The following is a 19,179-nucleotide window of genomic DNA, read 5'->3' as shown; positions in this document are numbered from 1 at the left end:
CCGGATCGCGGCAAGCAGTCGCAAGACGCTACAGGCACGCTCCGCAATACAAGCAGTCGCAAGACGCTACAGGCACGCTCCGCAATACAGATAGATAGAGCAGCGAAACGATGCTTCGGCACGTTGCTCTTCGAGTTCGCGAAGCACCTCGACGACACACGTTCAACACGCTTCACACGAGGCGACGCACACACTCTGTTGAACAAAGTGTTGTATGAACGTAGCAACGCGAATCGAAAACAGGATTTTTCATCAGCGAACTCTTTTATCGCTCGTGAAAAGATGGTACAAACCGTTCTAAATTGATGGTGACATTTATGCTCAACTGGGATGACGAGATCACTGCCGTAACTCCCTCGAGCGCTACGCAACAGAATGTGTTGCGCAACGCTGCGGGATCGGCTGTCGGTTCGCAAGTCGGAACGCGTTCCGCTCCTCATGCTCCCTCGGCTCAAGACGTCTTCGCGAACGACATTGCTGTCGCTCCCGTCGCTCATGTGACCAACGCTGCGGCTGGAACGGCTGCCGTTTCGGAAGCGCGGGTCAACGTCGCCGACAAGCGCATCATCAACGGCCAGACCGACGTCAATCAGTTGGTGCCGTTCAAATACAAATGGGCGTGGGAAAAGTATCTGGCTGGTTGTGCCAACCACTGGATGCCACAAGAAGTGAACATGTCGCGCGACATCGCTCTCTGGAAAGACCCGAACGGTCTGACCGAAGACGAGCGCCGCATCGTCAAGCGCAACCTGGGCTTCTTCGTGACGGCCGATTCCCTCGCCGCCAACAATATCGTGCTGGGCACCTACCGCCACATCACGGCGCCCGAATGCCGCCAGTTCCTGCTGCGCCAGGCGTTCGAAGAGGCGATCCACACGCATGCCTACCAGTACATCGTCGAATCACTAGGTCTCGACGAAGGCGAAATCTTCAACGCGTATCACGAGGTCTCCTCGATCCGCGCGAAAGACGAATTCCTGATTCCGTACATCCACGTGCTGACCGATCCGGCCTTCAAGACCGGCACGCTCGAGGCAGACCAGACGCTCCTGCGCTCGCTGATCGTGTTCGCGTGTGTGATGGAGGGGCTGTTCTTCTACGTCGGCTTTACCCAGATCCTGGCGCTGGGTCGCCAGAACAAGATGACGGGCGCGGCGGAACAGTACCAGTACATCCTGCGCGACGAGTCGATGCACTGCAACTTCGGCATCGACCTGATCAACCAGATCAAACTCGAAAACCCGCAACTCTGGACGGCTGAGTTCCGCGCGGAAATCCGCGAGATCTTCCAGCAGGCGGTCGAACTTGAGTATCGTTACGCAGAAGACACGATGCCGCGCGGGGTGCTCGGCCTCAATGCGTCGATGTTCAAGAGCTATCTGCGCTTCATCTGCAACCGCCGTTGCCAGCAGATCGGTCTCGATCCGCTGTACCCGAACGAGGAAAACCCGTTCCCGTGGATGAGCGAGATGATCGACCTGAAGAAGGAACGAAACTTCTTCGAGACGCGAGTGATCGAATATCAGACTGGCGGCGCGCTGACCTGGGAGTGATCCGGGTTCGTGCTGCAGATGCATTCATCGATGGGGATGCCGTTGGCTCGGGCCGCGGCAATTTTGGTTAGGAGCAGAATCGCCTGATGCAAAGCATGCCCGGTGCGCCGCGTGCCTTCGCGGCCCACAACTATGACAGGCACTTTGCGAACCCTTCAGTGGGATGGGCAAACTTCCCCCCGGAAAAAGCCGCTGGCGCGATCGCCGGCGGCTCGATCAAGCAATTGCCGGCGTTGAGATTCAACGCCGAACAGATCTGGCGCGCGGTGCCTTGTGGCACGGCGCGCCTTACCGCATTCATTAGCGTAAGCGCGCAGCACCTGCGTACGCCGATGAATAGCCCGCTTCGTAGCGCGCGCCCTGAGAAGCGTCCGCGGGAAGCGGGTTTTGACGAAGGGTGTAGTTTGAACTGACTCTCATCTGAAAACCTGAAGGAGAAAATGATGGCAACTGCAAAAAAAGCCGCCGCGAAGAAACCCGTAGCGAAGAAGGTCGCAGCAAAGAAGGCTGCTCCGGCTAAGAAGGCCGCTCCGGCGAAGAAAGTCGCTGCCAAGAAAGTCGCAGTGAAGAAGGTTGCAGCGAAGAAGGCAGCACCGGCGAAGAAGGTTGCAGCGAAGAAAGCTGCTCCGGCCAAGAAGGTTGCAGCCAAGAAAGTCGCAGTGAAGAAGGTTGCGGCGAAGAAGGCAGCACCGGCCAAGAAAGCCGCAGTGAAGAAGGTTGCAGCAAAGAAGGCAGCACCGGCCAAGAAGGCTGCAGCGAAGAAGGCTGCGCCGGCTAAGAAGGCTGCTGCCAAGAAGGCTGCGCCTGCGAAAAAGGCTGCTGCTAAAAAGGCTGCGCCCGCGAAAAAGGCTGCCGCTAAAAAGGCTGCGCCTGCCAAGAAGGCTGCCGCGAAGAAGGCCGCTGCTCCTGCCAAGAAGGCTGCCCCTGCGAAGAAGGCTGTCGCCAAGAAGGCGGCTCCCGCACCCGCTGCGACTTCTGTCTCGAGCGCACCGGCGGCGACGGTGAAGACCGCGCTGAACCCGGCAGCAGCATGGCCGTTCCCGACGGGCAGCCGTCCGTAAGCTGGCGCATCAGCGGTAGAAGTACTTCGGCACATCGTACTCTGTGTCGATGATCGAGTAGCGCTTAAGTAGCAGCATGACTGAGCGATACTCGGTCAGGGTCCCGTTGCCGGGTTTCTGGCGACGGGATTTTTTTTGCTCCGGCGCAGGCGCCTTCTTTTAAGGCACGCTTCAAAACCCGCAGGCGAAAAAAAACGCATGCACAGGGGAGGGCATGCGTGTGAGGTCGTCGCGGCGGCATAAAGCCTCGCCGCACGAGAGGGGAAACTTAGTGCGTGACGCGCGTGACGCCTCCACTGGAGAGCAGCCGCACGCGCTCGCCGGCGCGGAAGATCTCGCCCGTGGCGCTTTGGGTGATGGCGCGCATGTCGCCGTTGTCCAGGCGCACGGTGATCTCCAGGCCGTCGTGCACGGCGACGCCGTTCTCGATCGAGTTGCCGGCCACGGCACCCGCCAGACCGCCGATAATGCCCGTGACGATCGAGCCGCGCCCGCCGCCGATCGCGCTGCCGGCAACCGCGCCGAGCGCGCCGCCGCCGATCGCGCCCAGACCGCTCGGCTGGCCGTTGTTCGAACTGATCTTCACCGCGCGCACGCTGTCCACCGTGCCCATGCGGACCGTTTCTTCCCGCTGTGCCTGCGACGCCGTGTAGACGTCCGCAGAGCTGCTGTTGTACGCACACCCCGACATGGCCAGCGAACCGGCGATCAAGGCGGCCACTATCAGGCGACTCGTTGTTCTCATTCCCTAAACTCCAATAGCTCTCGGTATTACGGCAGGTCGTATCCGAACGCCTGCTTGAACCGCTCGTTGATCTCGGCCCGGCTGGGCGCGTAGTTTTGCGGGCCCTGGTGTTCGATCTTCAGCGCGCCCATCAGGCTTGCGAGCCGGCCGGTGGTGGCCCAGCCGAGCTTGTTTTCGATGCCGTACAGCAGGCCGCCGCGAAATGCGTCGCCGCAGCCTGTGGGATCGAGCACTTGCTGTGCCTTGACCGCAGGAATCTCTTCGACGCCGCCGGCATGATGGATCTGCGCGCCTTGCTCGCCCAGCGTGACGATCAGCGCTTCGACCTTGCCGGCGATTTCTTCGATCGACCAACCCGTTTTGTTGCTCACCAGTTTGGCTTCGTAATCATTGACAGCCACATAGGTAGCGAGTTCAATCATGCGCCGCAGCGATGCACCGTCGAAGAGCGGCAACCCTTGGCCCGGATCGAAGATGAACGGCACGCCCGCGGCCGCGAGGTGCTCGGAATGCTGGATCATGCCGTCGTAGCCGTCGGGCGCGACGATGCCGAGCGTAATGCCCTTGGCCTGATCGGCGCGATTCAGGTGCGATTGCATCATCGCGCCCGGGTGGAACGCGGTGATCTGATTGTTTTCCAGATCCGTGGTGATCATCGCCTGGGCCGAATAGGTGTCGGGCACCACCAGCACGCTTTCCGTCGACAGGCCGAGTTGCCTGAACCGGTCCATGTAGAGCTGCGCGTCGACCGAGCCGAGCGTGCCCATGATGCGCGCGTCGCCGCCGAGCAGATGCAGCGAGTAGGCGATGTTGCCCGCGCAGCCGCCGAACTCCCGGCGCATGGTCGGCACGAGAAAGCTCACGTTCAGGATGTGGACCTGCTCCGGCAGGATGTGCTCCCGGAAGCGGCCTTCGAAAGTCATGATGTTGTCGTAGGCGAGCGAGCCGCAAATCAGCGTAGCCAAGGCGAGCGTCCTGTAAAAACGATAAAGGGAATGGGTACGACGATGTGACAGCGCCGCGCATGGAGCGCGGCGCTGGAGTCCGTATGCGACGGTGTTACTTCAACGCGGCGAGTGCTGCGTCGTAATCCGGCTCGTTCTTGATCTCGCCGACCAGTTCGGCATGAACGACCTTGTCGTTCTCGTCGATCACCACCACGGCGCGTGCCGTCAGGCCGGTCAGCGGGCCGCTCGTCACGTCCACGCCATAGGCTTGCGCGAACTCATGGCCGCGGAACGTGGATGCGGTGACGACGTTCTCGATGCCTTCGGTCGTGCAGAAGCGCGACGCGGCGAACGGCAGATCGCCCGACACGACGATCACGGCCGTGTTGGTCAGTTTCGCGGCGGCTTCGTTGAACTTGCGGGTCGACGTGGCGCAGGTCGGCGTGTCGAGGCTCGGGACGATATTCAACACTTTGCGTTTGCCGGCGAAATCGGCCAGCGAAACCGGCTTCAGATCCTTGCCGACCAGCGAGAAAGCGGGCGCGGCCTGGCCCACCGACGGGAACGTGCCGGCTACTTCAATCGGGTTGCCACCCAGCGTGACTTGACTCATGTTGTTGTGCTCCGAAAATTCGTCAGTGATGACGGTGGACGCGCCCGGTCGGTGCCGGGCACGCAAGAATGCGTTACGGATAAAAAATCTGCACGCGGAAATTGGAAGCGACCGCATTGCCCGTGTCGAGATGCACGATCATGGTCTGGGTCGTGTGCGCGGGCAGGCCGGCCGCGATCGGCGTGCCGGGCGGGACATAGTCTTGCGGCCACAGCACGCGGCGTACCGCGACATTGTTCTGGTCGTCGAGCAGCGTGAGTTCGATGGCCGGATAAGCGAGCGCGATATTGAAGCGGTTGCGCAACGGCATCTTCAGTTCGAGCTTGTGCGGGCCGTCGATCTGCCGCAGATCGGAAGGTTCGACCTGCAAGCCGTCGATGTCGTGCGGTGGGGTGACGAGGCAGCCCAGCGTCGAGCAGGCCTTCGCGTAGAGCGTCTGGGAGCGCGGCAAATACACCATCACCGTTTCGCGCTGCCACCACGCGAGTTGCGCGAGCAGCGCGATGATCAACAGCCCCGCCACCACCGAGCCGACGATGATCCAGCCCATGCGCCGCGGTTCGGCCGGGCGCGTTTCGCGCACGACGGGGAAGGGATCGGCGCCGTCGTTGACCGGCTGGACGGAGAAGGGCTCGCCGCTGGCGGCGAGCGGGGGGGCGCTGCTGACGGGCGCCGCGCCGGCGGTAGCGGCGGGGCTGGAAGCACCGAAGGCGACCGTGCCTGTGCCCGCAGTCGCGCTTATGCCGGCGGCGCCTATGCCGGCCGCACCGAAACGCGGCTCATTGTCAGGGATGCCGTGCAAGGTAGCCGATTGATCCAGAACCGGCTCCTCCAGTGGCGATTCAGAAGCCCGCTCGGTCTTGTGCCAAACGCGCGGCGCTTCTTCCACGGGCGGATCGACGGGATAGGCGAAGGGGTCGAGCGGCGCGTCCGCCAGTATCGGTTCGTGGTCAGGCGGAATGGGCGCGGTGAATGCGCCGGCCGGCAATTCGGGTTCCGTAGCGTGGCGCGGCGTGACCGCAATGCCTGCACCGGTGGAGACCGGCGCGAGCGGCACATTGCCGGCGTTGTGGCGCAGACGGTTGTCGATTGCGGCATCGGGTGTCGGCGCCCACGGATCCCATGCTTCGGCGCTGAAGTCCGGACCTTTCGGGCGCACGCCCGAGAGCGCTTCGATCGCCGCGGCAGCGGCGACCGGTTTGGCGGTGGAGAAGTCGCCGCCTTCGGTAATGTCGAACAGGCTGCTCGACGCGTCGAACACTTCCTGGCAATGCCCGCAGCGCACGAGGCCGCGGCGTAGCGCGAGCTGTTCCGTTTGCAGGCGGAAGACGGTTTCACAGAAGGGGCAACGCGTCGCCAGGAGCATATTGAGCCGATGAGCCGAAGGGCCGTTGGTTGGACAATACGCCTTATTCTAATGGCTTTCGCGACGCGTTCCCGACAGACATACCCAGCCTTCGTGTTCGCGCCAGACGCTGATGTCGATCCATCGTGCGTAGACCTGCGCGACTTCGTCCGCCTGCCGCGCCAGAATGCCCGACAGCGCGATCCGGCCACCCGGCTTGACCTTCGACGAGAGCATCGACGCCATCAGCTTGAGCGGATTGGACAGGATATTGGCGACTACGATATCGAACTCGCCGGTGGGGCATTCGTCGGGCAAACCGTACGTGACTTCCGCGCGATTGCGCTCGCTGTTATGACGTGCCGACTCCACCGCTTGCGGGTCGATGTCGATGCCGTACACCGGATCGGCGCCGCACTTCTTCGCGAGGATCGCCAGAATGCCGGAGCCGCAGCCGTAATCGAGCACGGACTGTCCGGGCTGCACCGATTGCTCCAGCCATTCCATGCAAAGCCGCGTGGTGGGATGGCTGCCGGTGCCGAAGGCGAGTCCCGGATCGAGTTCCAGCACGAGTGCTTCCGGGTCCGGCGCATCGTGCCACGACGGCACGACCCAGATGCGTTCGCCGATCTTGATCGGATCGAACTGCGACTGCGTGAGCCGCACCCAATCCTGCTCCTCGACTTCACGCACGGTGAACGAAGGCGCTGCTTCCAGGCCGATTTCATTGGCCGCGGCAGTCAGCAGTACCGCCGGCTCGTGTTCCGGCGCGAGCAGTGCGATCACGCGTGAACGCTGCCATGCCGTGCGATCCGGCGTGAGACCGGGCTCGCCGAACAACGGCTGCTCGTCGGGCGTGTCGGCGTCCGCGTCTTCGACCGACACGGACAACGCGCCCAACTCGAGCAGCGCGTCGGAGAATTCCTCCGCGTGCTCGCGTGCCAGTTCGGCGATCAGTTCCCGGTAGCTCATGAGTTACGCTTCTTCCGGCGCGGCCTGCTGCTTCGCGGCCAACCGGTTTTCGAGGTAGTGAATGCTGGTGCCGCCTTCGACGAACTTCGCGTCCAGCATCAGCTCGCGGTGCAACGGGATGTTGGTCTGAATGCCTTCCACCACCATTTCCGACAGCGCGATGCGCATGCGCTTGATCGCCTGCTCGCGCGTCGCGCCGTAAGCGATCAGCTTGCCGATCATCGAATCATAGTTCGGCGGGACGAAGTAGCCGTTGTAGGCATGCGAGTCGACGCGGATGCCGGGGCCGCCCGGCATATGCCACGACGTCAGGCGTCCCGGCGACGGAATGAACTTGAACGGATCTTCCGCGTTGATCCGGCATTCGATCGCGTGACCCTTGAACACGATGTCGCGCTGACGGAAGGCGAGTTTTTCGCCGGCCGCAATGCGGATCTGTTCCTGCACGATGTCGACGCCCGTGATCAGTTCGGTCACCGGGTGCTCGACCTGCACGCGCGTGTTCATCTCGATGAAGTAGAACTCGCCGTTCTCATACAGGAACTCGAACGTGCCCGCGCCGAGATAGCCCATTTTCTTGCACGCGTCCGCGCAACGATCGCCGATACGGTCGATCAGGCGGCGCGCGATACCCGGCGCCGGCGCTTCTTCGATCACTTTCTGGTGACGGCGCTGCATCGAGCAATCACGCTCGCCCAGCCAGACTGCGTTCTTGAACGAATCGGCCAGCACCTGAATTTCGATGTGCCGCGGGTTCTCCAGGAATTTCTCCATGTAGACCTGCGGGTTGCCGAACGCGCGGCCGGCTTCTTCGCGCGTCATGTTGACCGCGTTGACCAGCGCCGCTTCCGTGTGAACCACGCGCATGCCGCGGCCACCGCCGCCGCCCGCCGCCTTGATGATGACCGGATAGCCGACCTGGCGGGCAATCTTCACGATCTCTTTCGGATCTTCCGGCAACGCGCCTTCCGAACCCGGCACGCAAGGCACGCCGGTCTTGATCATGGTCTGCTTGGCCGTGACCTTGTCGCCCATCATCCGGATCGTTTCTGGGCGCGGGCCGATGAAGGTGAAGCCGGACTGTTCGACACGCTCGGCGAAGTCGGCGTTTTCCGAGAGGAAGCCGTAGCCGGGGTGGATTGCTTCGGCGTCGGTCACTTCCGCCGCGCTGATCAGCGCGGGCATGTTCAGATAGCTCAGGTTCGAAGGCGCCGGGCCGATACAGACCGCCTCGTCGGCGAGCTTCACGTACTTGGCTTCCTTGTCGGCTTCCGAATAGACGACGACTGTCTTGACGCCAAGCTCGCGGCAGGCGCGCTGGATACGAAGCGCGATCTCGCCACGATTGGCAATGAGGATTTTTTCAAACATAGCGGGTTTTCGACTCATCAATGGGCGCCGGGTTGATCACAACGCCGGCTGCCTCAGAGGATCGGTCGCGCGCCCTGATAGCGGGCGCGCGGGCGGCATGCGCAAAACAGTGCGCTAGGCGTGCCGCGTCAGCCGACCACGAACAGCGGTTGGCCGTACTCGACCGCCTGGCCGTTTTCGACGAGAATTTCCTTCACCACGCCGGATTTGTCCGACTCGATTTCGTTGAGCAGCTTCATGGCTTCGATAATGCAGATCGTCTGGCCTTCCTTGACCGTGTCGCCTACCTGGACGAACGGATCGGCGCCCGGCGACGGCGCGCGGTAGAAGGTGCCGACCATCGGCGAGGTCACCACATGGCCTTGCGGCGCGGCGGGGGCCGGCGTGGCCGGTGCGGCCGCTGCCGGCGCTTCGCCGCCAGCGGCGGGCAGCGGCTGCGCGTATTGCGGCGCATACGAGGCGGACGGTTGCACGTAAACCGGCGGCGCATTCTTGACGATGCGAACCTTGCCTTCGCCCTCGGTCACTTCGAGTTCGGAAATACCGGACTCCGAGACGAGGTCGATCAGAGTTTTCAGTTTACGTAGATCCATCAGGAAGCCCCTTTCAATGCGTAAAGTGCCGGCGCGTGCGCAGCCGGCGCAAATTAGACGTGTTTGGAATCAGCCGCGCGACGAGCCGGCCGAGAGCCGGTCGAGCGCGAATTCGAGCGCGTACAGATAGCCCTTCCAGCCGAGGCCGCAGATCACGCCCTCCGCCTGGTCGGAGAAATACGAGTGATGCCGGAACGGTTCGCGACGATGCACGTTCGACAGATGAATCTCGACGAACGGGATGCCGACCCCCGCCAGTGCGTCCCGAAGGGCCACGCTGGTGTGCGTGTACGCGGCGGGATTGATCAATATGAAATCGGTGTTTTCAGTCCGGGCGGATTGGATGCGGTCCACCAGAGCGCCTTCATGATTGCTCTGGAACGACGCGAGTTCGGCGCCTGCGTCCGCTGCGCGGTCCGCCAGCGCCTGATCGATCTGCGGCAAGGTCACGCGACCGTAGACCTCGGGTTCCCGGGTACCGAGAAGGTTGAGGTTGGGTCCGTGCAGTACCAGCAGTCGCGTCATGGTCGCTTCTTTTTCCGTGGAATTGGGCGCACTTTAGCGCTGATTAGAGAAACTTGTCTAGTTTCCCGCGCGTATGGATCGATTGTGGCGCCCTTTTGCCACGGCTGCGGGCGCTCATCTTCTCTCAAATCCGCGCGATTTGCGCGTATTTTTGCGCGTTCAACAGGTAAGTGAGTGTCAAAAGAATGTGAAATTTAAAGCGCGTCGAGCGTCTGTTTCAGCGCTTGCGGGTCGATTTGTCCTAATTTTGTCGAGCGAATGTTGCCTTTTGCGTCGATTACGACGGTAAAGGGCAGGCCGCCCGCCGTATTGCCGAACGCGCGCGCGAGGTCGGCGCCGCCGAAGCCGGTTACGTAGACCGGGTACGCCACTTTCACTTTTTGCAGGAACGCCTGAACGTTTTTATCCGAATCGACGCCAAGTCCAACGAACTGGATGCCTTTTTTCGCGTAATCGTGCTGAAGCTGCGAGAGTGCGGGCATTTCTTCGACGCAAGGCCCGCACCACGAGGCCCAGAAGTTGACGACGATTGGGTGCCCTTTAAGCAAATTTAGCGTCTGTGGCTTGCCGTCCACCGTGGTCACCGGCGCGGTCCACAGTTGGGCGACCGCGCTTTCGGCCGAAGCCGGCTGCGACGCATGCGCGACTTCGGCGCCGCCGTTCAGCCAGTGGTTCGCCAGCACACCGCCGCCCGCAGCGACGATGGCGATAAGCGCACCCGCCAGAATCCGTCTCATATTCATCCTGGTCAGTCTAGTTGGTTGAGGGAGCGACGCCGCTGCTGTCGAGCAGCGTCTGAACGGCCTGCAGGTTCGCGCGCGCCGTGCGGCCGCGCGTGTCGGCGCGTACCGCGCCGCGCAGGTCGTCGGTCTCGTAAAGCGCGACGTGTACGCCGACCGGCTCCGCGTCGCGCCCTTCGTTAGTGGGCCGCCACAGGAAGCTGAGCGTTTCGACGTAGCCGCGGCCGGCAAAATGCCGCGTTTCCGAGACGTCGTACTGGATGTTCGCGTTCAGAAAGTAGATCGCGACTTCTTTCGGATTGTCGCAGAACACCTGAAGGTGAATGTCCGAGTGTTCGCCAGCGGTGCCGCCGAGCACCGCGCCGGTCAGATAGGGGTTGAACGGCGCGAGCCGCTCCATCCAGTCGACGGCGATACAGCGCAGCCGACGTAACAGCGCAGGCTGGCTGTCACCCTGAAACAGCGACTGATATTCCCGGATTTCTTCCTCAATCTGGTCGTTATCCGGCAGCCATTCGCCGGCAACGCGGCTCTCGCCGACAACCTGCCGGGCCGCTTTGCGCTTCGCCGTGGCGTAATCCAGACCGTCTTCGGCGATCATGCGCGCAGCCGCGATGGCGATTTCCTCACGCACGCGCTGCGGATCGAAGTGTGATTTGCGAACCATCCCCCGATCATACTAGAGAATGATGACGGCCTTTCCTGGCGGGTCGCAGCGCGCGTCGGGCCACGGGCCGCGCGGACCAGGCGTTCGTAGGGCGATCCGGAGGCGTCGGTTACAATAGCGTCCTTTGCAGACGGTCGTTTCGGCCGCTCTTCTGCGCTCCCATCCCTCTCAGGAAAACGCCGGGCCGCCCCAGGTTTTCTTGCCCCCTCGGGGGCCTGGCGCGAAGCGGCAGGTTAGGGGCCCTTCCAGGAAAAACGCCCGCGCGGCACGACAGGCTTATGCACATCCACATCCTCGGTATTTGCGGCACGTTCATGGGCGGTCTCGCGGTCCTCGCGCGCGGCGCGGGCCACACCGTGACGGGTTGCGACGCCGGCGTCTATCCCCCCATGAGCACGCAGCTGGAGGCGCAAGGCATTGGTCTGATAGAAGGTTACGACGCGGACCAGCTGAACGGCCTGAACGCGGACCTGTTCGTGATCGGCAACGTGGTCTCGCGCGGCAACCCGCTAATGGAAGCCATTCTCGACCGCGGCCTGCCGTATACCTCCGGTCCGCAATGGCTCGGCGAGCATGTGCTGAACGGTAAATGGGTGCTGGCGGTGGCCGGCACGCACGGCAAGACAACCACCAGCTCCATGCTGACCTGGCTGCTCGAAGACGCCGGCCTCAATCCGGGCTTCCTGATCGGCGGTGTGCCGCTGAATTTCGGCGTGTCGGCCCGGCTGACCGATTCCAGCTTCTTCGTGATCGAAGCCGACGAGTACGACACGGCCTTCTTCGACAAACGCTCCAAGTTCGTCCACTACCGGCCCAAAACTGCCGTGCTGAACAACCTCGAATTCGATCACGCGGACATTTTCCCCGATCTGGCCGCGATCGAAACGCAGTTCCACCATCTGATCCGCACCGTGCCGGGCATTGGCCGGATCGTGACGAACGGCCGTGAAGACGCGCTCGAGCGCGTGCTGACGCGCGGTTGCTGGAGCGAAGTGGAGCGCTTCGGCGTGCAGGGCGGCTGGGAAACCCTGCCGGCGGAAGACGGCGTGCCCGTCGACGAGCGTTTCGCCGTCTATCACAACAGCGAACGCGTCGGCCTGGTCGAGTGGCAGGTGCAGGGCGAGCACAACCGCATGAATGCGCTAGCCGCGATCGCCGCCGCGCGCCATGTCGGCGTGCCGCCAGCGCAGGCCGCCCAGTCGCTGGCGAGCTTTCGCAACGTCAAGCGTCGCATGGAGGTGCGCGGCAGTGTCGACGGCGTGACCGTCTACGACGACTTCGCGCATCATCCCACCGCCATCGACACGACCCTGGCCGGGCTGCGCGCCCGCGTGGGCCGTGACAACACGCGCATTCTCGCCGTGCTGGAGCCGCGCTCGAACACCATGAAGCTTGGTGTGATGAAAGCGCAGTTGCCGGCCAGCCTTGCCGACGCCGATCTCGTATTCGGCTACGGCGCGCCGACCGGCCGCGACGCGCTCGGCTGGAACCTCGGCGAGGCGCTCGCGCCGCTCGGCGGCAAGGCGCAGGCCTTCGACAATCTCGACGCGCTGGTCAAAGCGGTAGTCCACGCAGCGCGCCCCGGCGACCAGATTCTGGTGATGAGCAACGGCGGCTTCGGCGGCGTGCATCAGAAACTGCTCGACGCTCTTTCCGCGCGAGGCACTTCGTGATCCTTTATCTGCACGGTTTCCGCTCGTCACCCAATTCGTTCAAGGCGCGCGTGCTGGCGGCGCGGCTCGTCGAACTTGGCCGCGGCGACGAATGGTGCTGCCCCATGCTGCCGGTTTCACCGTTCGAGACGGTGGCGCTTGCCGAATCGCTGGTAGCTGCCGCGAAACCAGAAAACGTCACGCTGATCGGCAGTTCGCTGGGCGGCTACTTCGCCACCTATCTGGCCGAGAAGCACGGCTGGCCGGCGGTGCTGCTGAACCCGGCGGTCGTACCGCAGCGCGATCTGAGCGCTTATCTCGGCGAGCAGCCGTTGTGGCACGGCGGCGGCAGCATCGTCGTCGAGCCGCATCATCTGGATGAGCTGCGCGAGCTCGGCGTCGCGTCGATCACGCGGCCCGAACGCTATTATTTGATAGCCGCCACCGGCGACGAAGTGCTCGACTACCGCGAAATGCTCGCGCACTATCCCGGCGCACGCACTACGCTGATCGAAGGGAGTGACCACGCGATCAGCGAGTTCGCGCAATACGTCGACGAAGTGCTGGCTTTTTGCGACGCGGAAGACGTCGAGCCGCCGGCGCCGCGCGAAGCCGCCTGAGGCCGGGCATTCCGGCAGCGGGGCATTAGCCGCTGCTCATCAGATTCATGCCGCCGGCGCGCGCGTATCGCGCCGCGGATCCACTACCACGAACACGTTGCCGTGCCGCGCACGCAGTGACCGATCGCTGAGCAAGATCGGGCGCGCCGGCAGATGCAAGTCAGAACGAGAGTATTGAGTGAACGTTTTCTTCGAGGAATCGGGCAGTTTCAAGGCCGGCAGCGTGCTGTCGCGCCAGGGCGACGCTTTTCAGGTCGAGTTGCCGGGCGGCCGCCGCGCCAAGGTGCGCGCGAAAGATGTGCTGATCGAATTCGACAAGCCGAGTGCGGCCGAACTGATGCAGCAGGCCGACGCCGCCGCGCAGGAGATCGATCTGGACTTCCTGTGGGAATGCGCGCCTGACGACGAATTCCCGTTCGCCACGCTTGGCGCCGAGTACTTTGGCGAACGCTTCGGCTCGATCGAGCGCGCCGCGCTGGTGCTGCGCCTGCATGGCTCGCCAGTGTATTTCCGCCGCAAGGGCCGTGGCATCTATCAGCGCGCGCCGCAGGAGCAACTGAAGATGGCGCTCGCCGGGCTGGAGCGCAAGCGTCAGCAGGCGCTGGTGCAGGCCGGCTATGAAGAAGAGTTGAAGGCCGGCCGGCTGCCGGAAGCCTTTACCGGCAGCAAGGCGCTGGCGCTGTTGACCAGGCCCGACAAGAACACGATCGAATACAAGGCGCTCGAAGGCGCTGCGGCGGCGCGCGGCATTTCGCAAGCGCGCCTGATGCTCGAATGCGGCGCCATTCCGTCGGCGCGTGCGTTGCACGAAGCGAAATTCCTCTCCGAGTTTTTCCCGCACGGCACCGGCTTTCCGCCGGTCACCGTAGGCAGCGTGCCGGAAGATCTGCCGGAAGCGGACGTGCAGGCGTTCTCGATCGACGACATCACCACCACCGAAATCGACGATGCGTTCTCCGTCGAGCATCTGGCGGATGGCCGCGTGCGGATCGGCGTGCATATCGCCGCGCCGGCGCTCGGCATTCAGCGCGGCGACGAGGTCGACGCGATCGCGCGCACGCGCCTTTCCACCGTGTATATGCCGGGCGACAAGATCACCATGCTGCCCGACAGCGTCGTCGAAGCGTTCACGCTGGCCGAAGGCGGCTTGCGCCCGGCGCTTTCGCTGTATGTGATCGTCAATCGCGAGACGCAGGAAATCGTCGCGAGCGAAACGCGCGCCGAGCGCGTGTTCGTGAAGAACAATCTGCGCCACAACACGCTCGACGAACTGGTCACCGAAGAGGCGCTGGCCGCCGGCGCCGGCGACTATCCGCACAAGGACGACATCGCCGTGTTGTGGCCGTTCGCGCAGGCGCTGTTCGAAAAGCGTCAGGCCGCTCGCGCCGGTTATGGTCTGCGTCGCGAAGTGCAGCGCAATACCGACTTCAACTTCTACGTGGAAGGCGAGCACGTCACGATCACGCCGCGCCGGCGTGGTTCGCCGCTCGATACGATCGTCGCCGAACTGGCGATTCTCGCGAACTCGTCATGGGGCGCATTTCTGCATGATCACGGCGTGCCGGGCATCTATCGCACGCAGCGTGCATTCGGCGCGCCGACCGGCCCCAAGCGCACGCGCATGCAGACCAATGCCGCGCCGCACGAAGGCCTCGGCGTCACGCAATACGCGTGGAGCACGTCGCCGCTGCGCCGTTATGTCGACCTGGTGAACCAGTGGCAACTGATCGCCTGCGTGCAGCATGGGGTGACCGCGAAACTGGCCGCGCCGTTCAAGCCGAAAGACGCCGACCTGTTTGCCGTCGTGCAAGGTTTCGACGACACCTATACCGCGTACGCCGATCACCAGCGCCGCATGGAGTACTTCTGGTGCCTGCGCTGGCTGAAGCAGGAGAACAGGAAGCAGGTGGTGGCGTCGGTGGTGAAGGGCGATCTGGTGCGCCTCGAAGAGATTCCTCTGCTGCTGCATGTGCCGGGCCTCGGCGTGCATGCGCGCGGCACGCGTTTGCAGATGGAAGTGATGTCGATCGATGAATTGACCGTCGAAGCGTCCGTGCGTCTCCTGCACGTGCTCGACGCGCCGACCGTGACGAGCGGCAGCGAGGCTGAAGAAGCGGACGAGGGCGAAGAAGAAATCATCGACGCCCCCGACGAGAGCGCCGAAGGCGAAGCCGAGGCTCAGGCCGAAGCCGAACTCGACGGCGACGAGGCGGCGACCGCGCCGGGCGACGCCGCAAGTGGCGAAGGCAAAGGCGAAAGCGAAAGCGAAAGCGCGAGCGATGCCACCACGCATCAGCATGTCGCGGAGCCGGGACGATGAGCGCCAGCGATTCACTCGACCGTTACGCGGTCATCGGCAATCCGGTCGGTCATAGCAAGTCGCCGTTCATTCACGGCCGCTTTGCCGCGCAGACCGGCGAGCCTGTCGAGTACGGCCGCCTGCTCGCGCCGGTGGATGCGTTCGTGCCGTCCGTGCGGGCTTTTATCGAAGCAGGCGGGCGCGGCCTGAACGTGACCGTGCCGTTCAAGCTCGAAGCGCACGCGTTCGCCGACACGTTGTCGCCGCGTGCGGCCGTCGCGGGCGCGGTGAACACGTTACGCGTCGATGCGAACGGTATTTACGGCGACAACACCGATGGCTTTGGTCTCGTGCGCGATATCGAGGTGAATCTCGGCGTGTCCCTGAAGCGCGCGCGCATTCTGTTGCTGGGTGCGGGCGGCGCCGCGCGCGGCGTGGTTCTGCCGATGCTGGAGCGTGCGCCGCATACGCTGACCATCGTCAATCGTACGGCGGCGAAGGCCGAAGCGCTGGTCGAGCAGTTCGCGCAGGCCGCGCGCGACGGGGCCTGCCGTCTGAGCGGCGGCAGCGCGCGGGCGATCGAAGCGGGCACGTATGACGTGATCGTGAACGCGACGGCAGGGAGCCTGGACGCGTCGTTGCCCGAGTGCGACGACCGCGCGTTCGGCAGCGGCACGCTCGCTTACGACATGATGTACGGCGCGCATCCGACGGTATTCATGGAGCACGCGCGGAAACTGGGCGCGCGCGGCGCCGATGGACTCGGCATGCTGGTCGAGCAGGCCGCCGAATCGTTTTACGTGTGGCGCGGCGTGCGGCCTGACGGCGCGCCGGTGCTGGCCGAATTGCGGGCGCTGTTGGCGGCGCCGTCGCACGCATAAAGTTGCGCGTCACCTTGCCGCACTCACCGACACGAGGATCTCGAGCACGATGACAGCAACGCGGCGCGTGAGCCGGCCAGGTCCGGTGCGGTGGATGTTTTATCTGGGGGCGGTGGTGGCGATTGCGTGGCTCGCGACGCAGGCGTTTTACTTCGCGCAGATCGCGGTGTGGAATTACGTGAATCCGCGGACTACCTCGTTTATGCGGTCGGACGCGTGGCGGTTGTCGCAGGATCGGCCGGATCTTTCCATGCAGCATACGTGGGTGCCGTATGACCAGATTTCGCGCAATCTGAAGCGGGCGATCATTGCTTCTGAAGATGCGAATTTTGTTAATAACAATGGGTATGAGACGGACGCTATTTTGCAGGCATGGGAGCGGAATAAGGCTAAGGGCAAGATTGTTCGTGGTGGGTCCACGATTACCCAGCAGTTGGCGCGGAATCTGTTTTTGTCGCGGGAGAAAAGTTATATCCGGAAAGGGCAGGAACTCATCATTACGTGGATGCTTGAGACCTTGATGGATAAGGAACGGATTTTTGAGATTTATCTCAACTCCGTTGAGTGGGGGAATGGGGTTTATGGGGCTGAGGCGGCAGCTCATTATTATTTCAAGACCTCGGCCAGTAAGTTGACTGCTGCGCAGTCGGCTCGTTTGGCAGTTATGTTGCCGCAGCCTAAGTATTTTGATGAGCATAGAGGGTCGCCGTATCTGGCGCAGCGCTCGCGGGTTATTGCCCGGAGGATGGGGGCGGCGGAGTTGCCTGATTAGATTTTTTTGCCTGTGCGGCGCTTGTTGGGTTGTGGTTCTGGGGTGTTGGCCTTTCCTTACATTCACGGTGGTTTATTAGCGTTGCCCCTTGTGCGGGGCGGCATTCACTTTCTTTGCGGCCGCGGCAAAGAAAGTAGGCAAAGAAAGCGGCTTACACATTCGTGGCCGATTGGTTGAATGTTTTCACACACGTACGCTACATTTATGGGGCCTGTCTCCAACTCTTTTTGCCGGCCTCATGTTTAGCGCGGTATCCACTCTGGCCCACGCAGACTCCCTTCCCAAGTTCACGGAGTGTCCCGCAGCGGTTGAGTCAGGACACATTTCGGTGCCACCGCCTGACATTTGCCGATACCAGGGGACGGCAATACAGGACCGTTATTCGTGACGCGGCCCACGGGCCGGTAAATTTCGCTGGGCATTATGTTCTTGTGACCTGGGGATGCGGGTCTGGTTGCGTCATGGCGGCGGCCATCGACGCCAAATCCGGCCGCGTCACTTCACTGCCGTTCACAGTCTTTGACTGGCCGATAGATGTAACCGAGCCGCTTTCTTACCGCGCAGACAGTTGCCTGCTTGGAGTGCATGGTAGCCGTAACGAAAGCACAGAGCGCGGCACCTACTATTACGCGTTTGACGGCAAGACGTTCAGGTTGCGCACGAGCGCAAACGAGCCCAAGCCTTAAGCCAGCCGGTTGACCAGCGATTTGGTTGCTCGTGGGCGTGTCGTTGCTAGCACGTTCGGCCCCGATACAGGTACGGTCATTCCCGGCACGTTGATCGAATTTATCGCGCCGCACAGTATCGGGGAGCTATAACGGCGCCAATCGCGGCCACATTGACCGCAGCGCTAGACAAGATAGCGAGCGAGTCGGATCTTAACGAGATTCGTATCAATCGCCGACAGCAGCAACTGTCGAAGGCAACAGAAAGCCCGTGCGCCACGCGGGCTTTCTGTTCGTCCGGGCGCGCCAGGATCAGCCTGGGCGGCCTCGGCCAGTGCGGTTGATATATGCACGATCGAGGATGGCCAGCGTCTCATGCAGCTTCGTTTCGCGTGCCTTGAGGTAGCGCGGCGTCATGCGGCCGTCCGTATGGCCGAGAATCTTCTGGGCGAGATACTCGCTCGCGCCTTCGTTAATCAGTCGGGTGGCGGTGTGGTGGCGCGTGTCCATGAAGCGGAAGCTCTCGACCTTCGCGGCGCGCCTGATCTTCGTCCAGTCGCGCACTTCGCGTAGGCGTTCGCCTATCTCGTTGGTGAACACAAATTCAAACCGGGTCCGACGGCGCCACGCCTTGAGCACGGCCAAGGCCTCGTCGTTCAGCGGCACCGCGCGGTGCCGCTTGACCTTCGATGACCACGGCTCGCCGTTCACCGTCCTGGCTTTCCAGTCAATCGCGGCCCAACGCATGCGCAGCAGTTCCGAACGGCGCAGCGCGGTATTGATCGCAACGAGGATTCAGCACGCGCACAGGCCGGCGTGTCCGCCGTCAGGTCCGTGCGCCTGATCTGGTCCAGCACCAGTTCGCGGGCACGCTCCGCGTCCATGTCGTCCGCGACCTTGCCGAGCGTCACGCGCCACCGTGAATGCAAGGAAAGACCAAGACACCAAGAACACAGACACAAAAAAGCCCACGTCAACCAAAAATCCCATTATATGAATCAAACATTCACATATTGGAGCTTTCTCAAAAACCGCCCTACAATCCAACCCAACGCCCAAAGCGCCGCACCGGCAAAGCAACCCTTCCGCCGCCAAAGCGCCAAAAAGCCAAAAAAGCAGCAGCAAAAAAAACCGGAGACAAAGCCTAACCATGCCTAA

At 62.8% G+C, this 19,179-nt stretch carries 20 protein-coding genes; 9 read left to right on the top strand and 11 right to left on the bottom strand.

Going from position 1 to position 19,179, the window contains the following annotated elements:
- The first annotated feature begins 317 nt into the window (after window positions 1-317).
- The 3 genes from PDMSB3_RS17795 (at window position 318) to PDMSB3_RS17785 (ending at window position 2,614) form a co-directional block, all read left to right on the top strand.
- The gene (locus PDMSB3_RS17795) at window positions 318-1,553 is read left to right on the top strand and encodes a ribonucleotide-diphosphate reductase subunit beta (protein ID WP_035518486.1); all 1,236 of its coding nucleotides are present in this window, start codon (window positions 318-320) and stop codon (window positions 1,551-1,553) included.
- A gap of 86 nt (window positions 1,554-1,639) precedes the next feature.
- On the top strand, window positions 1,640-1,966 hold the full coding sequence (locus tag PDMSB3_RS17790) for a hypothetical protein (protein ID WP_007180344.1): 327 nt from the start codon (window positions 1,640-1,642) through the stop codon (window positions 1,964-1,966).
- A gap of 30 nt (window positions 1,967-1,996) precedes the next feature.
- The gene (locus PDMSB3_RS17785) at window positions 1,997-2,614 is read left to right on the top strand and encodes a histone H1-like DNA-binding protein (protein ID WP_007180345.1); all 618 of its coding nucleotides are present in this window, start codon (window positions 1,997-1,999) and stop codon (window positions 2,612-2,614) included.
- Window positions 2,615-2,882: 268 nt separating this feature from the next.
- On the opposite strand, the gene PDMSB3_RS17780 is transcribed toward PDMSB3_RS17785, so the two are convergent.
- From PDMSB3_RS17780 to PDMSB3_RS17735, 10 genes are all read right to left on the bottom strand, one after another.
- Entirely contained in the window at window positions 2,883-3,359 is a 477-nt protein-coding gene (locus tag PDMSB3_RS17780) for an outer membrane lipoprotein (protein ID WP_007180346.1), read from the bottom strand.
- 26 nt (window positions 3,360-3,385) lie between these two features.
- Window positions 3,386-4,324, bottom strand: a complete 939-nt coding sequence (locus tag PDMSB3_RS17775; protein WP_007180347.1) for a carbohydrate kinase family protein — start codon at window positions 4,322-4,324, stop codon at window positions 3,386-3,388.
- Window positions 4,325-4,418: 94 nt separating this feature from the next.
- Window positions 4,419-4,919 carry a thiol peroxidase gene (gene tpx, locus PDMSB3_RS17770; protein ID WP_007180348.1) on the bottom strand — a complete coding sequence of 167 codons (501 nt, stop codon included), beginning with the start codon at window positions 4,917-4,919 and terminating at the stop codon, window positions 4,419-4,421.
- A 73-nt stretch (window positions 4,920-4,992) separates the two neighbouring features.
- Entirely contained in the window at window positions 4,993-6,285 is a 1,293-nt protein-coding gene (locus PDMSB3_RS17765; RefSeq protein WP_165187090.1) for a zinc-ribbon and DUF3426 domain-containing protein, read from the bottom strand.
- A 48-nt stretch (window positions 6,286-6,333) separates the two neighbouring features.
- Entirely contained in the window at window positions 6,334-7,236 is a 903-nt protein-coding gene (gene prmA, locus PDMSB3_RS17760) for a 50S ribosomal protein L11 methyltransferase (RefSeq protein ID WP_007180350.1), read from the bottom strand.
- A gap of 3 nt (window positions 7,237-7,239) precedes the next feature.
- The gene (gene accC, locus PDMSB3_RS17755; RefSeq protein WP_007180351.1) at window positions 7,240-8,607 is read right to left on the bottom strand and encodes an acetyl-CoA carboxylase biotin carboxylase subunit; all 1,368 of its coding nucleotides are present in this window, start codon (window positions 8,605-8,607) and stop codon (window positions 7,240-7,242) included.
- A 128-nt stretch (window positions 8,608-8,735) separates the two neighbouring features.
- The gene (gene accB / locus PDMSB3_RS17750) at window positions 8,736-9,200 is read right to left on the bottom strand and encodes an acetyl-CoA carboxylase biotin carboxyl carrier protein (RefSeq protein WP_007180352.1); all 465 of its coding nucleotides are present in this window, start codon (window positions 9,198-9,200) and stop codon (window positions 8,736-8,738) included.
- A gap of 69 nt (window positions 9,201-9,269) precedes the next feature.
- Window positions 9,270-9,725, bottom strand: coding sequence for a type II 3-dehydroquinate dehydratase (gene aroQ, locus PDMSB3_RS17745; RefSeq protein ID WP_007180353.1), 456 nt, complete (start codon window positions 9,723-9,725; stop codon window positions 9,270-9,272).
- Window positions 9,726-9,919: 194 nt separating this feature from the next.
- Window positions 9,920-10,468: a TlpA family protein disulfide reductase gene (locus tag PDMSB3_RS17740; protein WP_035517871.1), complete on the bottom strand. Its 549-nt coding sequence runs from the start codon at window positions 10,466-10,468 to the stop codon at window positions 9,920-9,922.
- Window positions 10,469-10,478: 10 nt separating this feature from the next.
- Entirely contained in the window at window positions 10,479-11,132 is a 654-nt protein-coding gene (locus PDMSB3_RS17735) for a hypothetical protein (RefSeq protein ID WP_007180355.1), read from the bottom strand.
- Between the two features lie 278 nt (window positions 11,133-11,410).
- On the opposite strand from PDMSB3_RS17735, the gene mpl reads away from it, so the two are divergent.
- The 5 genes from mpl to mtgA all read left to right on the top strand — a co-directional run bounded on the left by mpl (window position 11,411) and on the right by mtgA (window position 17,356).
- Window positions 11,411-12,805: a UDP-N-acetylmuramate:L-alanyl-gamma-D-glutamyl-meso-diaminopimelate ligase gene (mpl, locus tag PDMSB3_RS17730; RefSeq protein WP_165187088.1), complete on the top strand. Its 1,395-nt coding sequence runs from the start codon at window positions 11,411-11,413 to the stop codon at window positions 12,803-12,805.
- Window positions 12,802-13,404 (top strand): YqiA/YcfP family alpha/beta fold hydrolase, encoded by a 603-nt coding sequence (locus PDMSB3_RS17725; protein WP_007180357.1) that lies wholly within the window; start codon window positions 12,802-12,804, stop codon window positions 13,402-13,404. Before mpl ends, PDMSB3_RS17725 begins: the two co-directional genes overlap by 4 nt.
- A gap of 178 nt (window positions 13,405-13,582) precedes the next feature.
- Complete coding sequence (locus PDMSB3_RS17720; protein WP_007180358.1) at window positions 13,583-15,724, top strand: ribonuclease catalytic domain-containing protein; 2,142 nt, start codon at window positions 13,583-13,585, stop codon at window positions 15,722-15,724.
- The gene (gene aroE, locus PDMSB3_RS17715) at window positions 15,721-16,584 is read left to right on the top strand and encodes a shikimate dehydrogenase (protein WP_165187085.1); all 864 of its coding nucleotides are present in this window, start codon (window positions 15,721-15,723) and stop codon (window positions 16,582-16,584) included. The genes PDMSB3_RS17720 and aroE overlap by 4 nt, the downstream gene beginning before the upstream one ends.
- A 49-nt stretch (window positions 16,585-16,633) precedes the next feature.
- Window positions 16,634-17,356, top strand: a complete 723-nt coding sequence (gene mtgA, locus PDMSB3_RS17710) for a monofunctional biosynthetic peptidoglycan transglycosylase (RefSeq protein ID WP_007180360.1) — start codon at window positions 16,634-16,636, stop codon at window positions 17,354-17,356.
- 977 nt (window positions 17,357-18,333) lie between these two features.
- Here the strand turns inward: mtgA and PDMSB3_RS17705 are convergent.
- A complete protein-coding gene (locus PDMSB3_RS17705) occupies window positions 18,334-18,804 on the bottom strand; it encodes a site-specific integrase (protein WP_268738017.1) in 471 nt (156 codons plus the stop codon).
- Between the two features lie 140 nt (window positions 18,805-18,944).
- Between PDMSB3_RS17705 and PDMSB3_RS17700 the strand changes: the two genes are divergently transcribed.
- On the top strand, window positions 18,945-19,169 hold the full coding sequence (locus PDMSB3_RS17700) for a hypothetical protein (RefSeq protein ID WP_165187081.1): 225 nt from the start codon (window positions 18,945-18,947) through the stop codon (window positions 19,167-19,169).
- The last annotated feature ends 10 nt before the right edge of the window (window positions 19,170-19,179 follow it).

This window comes from Paraburkholderia dioscoreae, assembly GCF_902459535.1.
Lineage (GTDB): Bacteria > Pseudomonadota > Gammaproteobacteria > Burkholderiales > Burkholderiaceae > Paraburkholderia > Paraburkholderia dioscoreae.
This window is presented reverse-complemented; position numbering and strand designations above follow the sequence as displayed.

What these genes read in the sequence shown, in the direction of transcription:
- PDMSB3_RS17765 (WP_165187090.1), bottom strand. Translation starts at nt 6,285, where the DNA reads ATGCTCCTGGCGACGCGTTGCCCCTTCTGTGAAACCGTCTTCCGCCTG.
- tpx (WP_007180348.1), bottom strand. Translation starts at nt 4,919, where the DNA reads ATGAGTCAAGTCACGCTGGGTGGCAACCCGATTGAAGTAGCCGGCACG.
- PDMSB3_RS17790 (WP_007180344.1), top strand. Translation starts at nt 1,640, where the DNA reads ATGCAAAGCATGCCCGGTGCGCCGCGTGCCTTCGCGGCCCACAACTAT.
- PDMSB3_RS17740 (WP_035517871.1), bottom strand. Translation starts at nt 10,468, where the DNA reads ATGAATATGAGACGGATTCTGGCGGGTGCGCTTATCGCCATCGTCGCT.
- accC (WP_007180351.1), bottom strand. Translation starts at nt 8,607, where the DNA reads ATGTTTGAAAAAATCCTCATTGCCAATCGTGGCGAGATCGCGCTTCGT.
- PDMSB3_RS17735 (WP_007180355.1), bottom strand. Translation starts at nt 11,132, where the DNA reads ATGGTTCGCAAATCACACTTCGATCCGCAGCGCGTGCGTGAGGAAATC.
- mtgA (WP_007180360.1), top strand. Translation starts at nt 16,634, where the DNA reads ATGACAGCAACGCGGCGCGTGAGCCGGCCAGGTCCGGTGCGGTGGATG.
- aroE (WP_165187085.1), top strand. Translation starts at nt 15,721, where the DNA reads ATGAGCGCCAGCGATTCACTCGACCGTTACGCGGTCATCGGCAATCCG.
- PDMSB3_RS17795 (WP_035518486.1), top strand. Translation starts at nt 318, where the DNA reads ATGCTCAACTGGGATGACGAGATCACTGCCGTAACTCCCTCGAGCGCT.
- PDMSB3_RS17780 (WP_007180346.1), bottom strand. Translation starts at nt 3,359, where the DNA reads ATGAGAACAACGAGTCGCCTGATAGTGGCCGCCTTGATCGCCGGTTCG.
- PDMSB3_RS17785 (WP_007180345.1), top strand. Translation starts at nt 1,997, where the DNA reads ATGGCAACTGCAAAAAAAGCCGCCGCGAAGAAACCCGTAGCGAAGAAG.
- PDMSB3_RS17700 (WP_165187081.1), top strand. Translation starts at nt 18,945, where the DNA reads ATGCAAGGAAAGACCAAGACACCAAGAACACAGACACAAAAAAGCCCA.
- accB (WP_007180352.1), bottom strand. Translation starts at nt 9,200, where the DNA reads ATGGATCTACGTAAACTGAAAACTCTGATCGACCTCGTCTCGGAGTCC.
- aroQ (WP_007180353.1), bottom strand. Translation starts at nt 9,725, where the DNA reads ATGACGCGACTGCTGGTACTGCACGGACCCAACCTCAACCTTCTCGGT.
- prmA (WP_007180350.1), bottom strand. Translation starts at nt 7,236, where the DNA reads ATGAGCTACCGGGAACTGATCGCCGAACTGGCACGCGAGCACGCGGAG.
- mpl (WP_165187088.1), top strand. Translation starts at nt 11,411, where the DNA reads ATGCACATCCACATCCTCGGTATTTGCGGCACGTTCATGGGCGGTCTC.